Here is a 3,253-nt window from a genome sequence, read left to right as displayed (position 1 = left end):
AATGGCAAACCTATCGAAAGGTAGGGACGCAAAGCTACGAGTCTAAAGTGGTAACACTATGACAGTCGGGCCGCCAAGATAGGTTTTTTTATGCCATGGTCATTATTACAGAGCCATGGCTTTTATAATTCTAAGATTTATGCAGATACTAAAAAAAATTAAAATATTTTGAGGTGAATTCCGTTGAATTACGTACATGGTATTGCACTGCCAAAAGATGTGCTTTCAGCAAAAGTTGATATACTATTGAATATGCTCAAGTTTGATAATAATACTTATGAACATTCATTAAATGTGGCGAAATATTCTGAAAGGCTTAATAAACTGCTATGTACTGGTATAGATAGCAGTATTATGTATTATTCCGGACTGTTCCACGATATAGGAAAGTTAAAAATAAACCTGGATATTTTAAACAAAGAAAGCAGCTTAAAGGACGAAGAATTTGATATTATTAAGAAGCATACAAATATAGGATATTCTATAATGAAAAAATACTCCATGCCCAAAGAACTGCAGTATTCTGCATTTTACCATCATGAACGATGGGACGGTAAAGGCTATCCTGTAAAGCTTAAAGGGGATAAGATCCCTCTTGTAGCTAGGATTATCAGTGTATGCGATGTATATGATGCCTTGACTTCAGACAGACCATACAGAAAAGCCTTTACCATGGAAGAAGCAGTGAGTATGATGAAAAATTCTAATGGGCAGTTTGATCAGGAAATATTCAAAATCTTTATTAATAATCTGGATTCAATAATCGATACACCACTATAAATTTAAAAACCGGGATAATATGAATGGGGTTCATTTGAAATATGCATAGTCAGAATCTGAAACAAAGCTTCCTTCGGAAAACATAATATTTTTTCTTATCTTGATTTGAACTTGATTTAATATCCTTATCAAATCTACTCTTTCATTTTCATCTATGGTAAATTCAACTCCATATTCATTCAAATTGTTTTTAACTTCCCGGTTCCTTATAATATATCCTCTAACTTTTATTTCTTCCTCTAATAATTGAAAAGTAAACTGCAATATGATTTCATTACGGGCAGGAAATTTTATGTTAGATATAAAGCATAGTCCTCCTGGGCCTATATCTTTGATAAGCACCTTTGTTTTGCCTATATTTACTTGATTACCTTTGACTTCTAACACTTCCAAAACTGCTTCCAGTGATAAGGGAAGCTTAATTCTGAAAAACTTACGCCTGTTTTCTGTTAGTGATTCTCCTGTGTTATTCACTATTGTAGGCTTGCATTTCTTTCTGGCCAGTATCCTTTCTATTCTCTCCAGATCTACCGGCTGACTATATATATAGCCTTGTCCTGCATGACAGTTAAGATGCTTTAGGTAGGATAGCTGATCCCAATTCTCTATTCCCTCGGCAACCATTTTTATCTTGAGCCTCTTTGTCAGATGAATGACAGATTCAACAATCGCAGAATTAGTGCTATCAAATGGAACATCCTTTATGAAAGAACCATCCAACTTAATAATATCTACTTTAAAGAAGTTCAAATATGCAAAGGAGCTAAAGCCTTTTCCAAAATTATTAAGAGCTATCTGAATCCCTAAAGACCTTAAACTTTCGATATGAGAATTCAATTTATAAGTGTTTTTCAATAGAATATTTTCTGTAATCTCTATGATCAAAAATTTAGGATCCAGCTCGTATTCGTCTATTATGGTTTTTATCTTATCTGCAAAATCACTTTCCATAAATTGAATACCAGAGAAGTTAACAGCCACTTTTATGGGAGGCAAACCCTTATCCAGCCATCTTTTATAATTCTTGCAGACTTCTCTCAATACCCATTTACCTATGTCAATGATCAATCCTGTCTCATCTGCCAAGTGGATAAATTCATTGGGCAATACCAATCCCCAATCAGGATGCATCCATCTGACCAATGCTTCCACCGCTAAGATCTCACCGCTTTTTAAATTGACAATAGGTTGATACAGAACTCTCATCTCATCTTTTTCTATAGCATAGTACAAATCGTTTTTCATCAAAAATTCTCTATAGCTTTGACTATTTAGTTCAAAGGAATAATACTTGTATGGATTTTTTTCTTCTATTTGAGACTGCTTTTTATTAGAAATCCCATCCTGTTCAATCATACCGTCATTTTTCTTACTAGACTTACTTAATAATCTCCTCTCCAAAAAAGCCATATTACATTCCCCCCTGAAATATGTGCTTCATTTTATAAATATCCTTGTCCCACTCTTTGTTAACCCACTTAAAATAATATAAAAATGGCAACCATCAAAAACTGGCTGCCAAAAATAAGTTAATTGGTAGCCTGACAATCATAGCACACTTGTGCTTTAGACTCATAGCTTTGCGTCCTTACCTTTCGATAAGTTTGCCGTTGCAATTACACTATTTTAGAATTCTATTTAGTTATATATTAATCTTATAGTATCATATAGTTTATCATATATTTACCAAAATTGGAATAGCTATCTTTTATTCTATTTCGAATCAAATAATAGCATTAACCTCTTTATAACGACTCACTTTCGCCTGGCTTGTTTAGCAACTCTTTTTCGCTCTTCTCGTGAAACATTGACAATAAAATGATATATACGCACATAAGAATCATCTATTTCTGGGTTTTTATGCAAAGTCATTATAACTCCCTTTAAATCCTGAGAGTAGCATGTCATATCTATAATAGGACCTTCCTTATTGAAAAACCTTTTTCCTTCTTCATCTTCAAAATAGTAATTTTCTAATATAGCTTTTCTTTCATATAAAACCTTCTCCAACCTAGTCTGCTTATTGAATACAATAGTAAATCCAAATCCGCCATATTCCCTCAAATACCCGAACAACTGTCCCAACTGCTTTTTGAATTTTTCCGGTTCCCATTCCTTATTTTCACCTGTTGCGATATTCATATAATCTTCACCGGATTTATAAATAAAAAAATCCAATTCTCCAGATTTACTGGAAGCATATCCTTGAGGAGCTTCTCGCGATACTTCATAGCCATAATGGTTCAAAGACATTTTAAGACCAGACCACAGAATATCACTCAATTCATTTTCACTGAGCTTTTCTATATTTACAGGTTTTTCAGAAACAAGCTGAATTGCTTTATTTATATCCTTCAATACTCTGAGCTCATCCTCTGTCACAGCTATTGGACTTATCATCTTAATGGTATTCTGGGAAGCCTCGGTAAATTCTGCAGCCAAATCCCTCTTTTTAACAAATTCATCTATAGAA

The 3,253-nt window shown here is 33.5% G+C and carries 3 protein-coding genes and 2 riboswitches; of the genes, 1 reads left to right on the top strand and 2 read right to left on the bottom strand.

Features of this window, described 5'->3' with window-relative positions; all coding sequences use genetic code 11:
- A riboswitch (cyclic di-GMP riboswitch) is annotated at positions 1 to 78 on the top strand. This riboswitch is flagged as partial in the annotation.
- A gap of 105 nt (positions 79 to 183) precedes the next feature.
- On the top strand, positions 184 to 780 hold the full coding sequence (locus ACESM9_RS15265) for an HD-GYP domain-containing protein (RefSeq protein ID WP_373000684.1): 597 nt from the start codon (positions 184 to 186) through the stop codon (positions 778 to 780).
- A gap of 30 nt (positions 781 to 810) precedes the next feature.
- On the opposite strand, the gene ACESM9_RS15260 is transcribed toward ACESM9_RS15265, so the two are convergent.
- Positions 811 to 2,190: an EAL domain-containing protein gene (locus tag ACESM9_RS15260; RefSeq protein ID WP_373000681.1), complete on the bottom strand. Its 1,380-nt coding sequence runs from the start codon at positions 2,188 to 2,190 to the stop codon at positions 811 to 813.
- Between the two features lie 122 nt (positions 2,191 to 2,312).
- A riboswitch (cyclic di-GMP riboswitch) is annotated at positions 2,313 to 2,399 on the bottom strand.
- 136 nt (positions 2,400 to 2,535) lie between these two features.
- A partial coding sequence (locus ACESM9_RS15255) for a hypothetical protein (protein WP_373000678.1) occupies positions 2,536 to 3,253 on the bottom strand: 718 nt, incomplete at its 5' end.

Source organism: Lutispora sp. (assembly GCF_041687175.1).
GTDB lineage: Bacteria > Bacillota > Clostridia > Lutisporales > Lutisporaceae > Lutispora.
Note: the sequence above shows the minus strand (reverse complement) of the source record. Positions and strands in the feature narration are given on the sequence as shown.

Bases quoted from the DNA above. Each gene is read 5' to 3' on its own strand.
- ACESM9_RS15260 (WP_373000681.1), bottom strand. From the start codon at position 2,190: ATGGCTTTTTTGGAGAGGAGATTATTAAGTAAGTCTAGTAAGAAAAAT.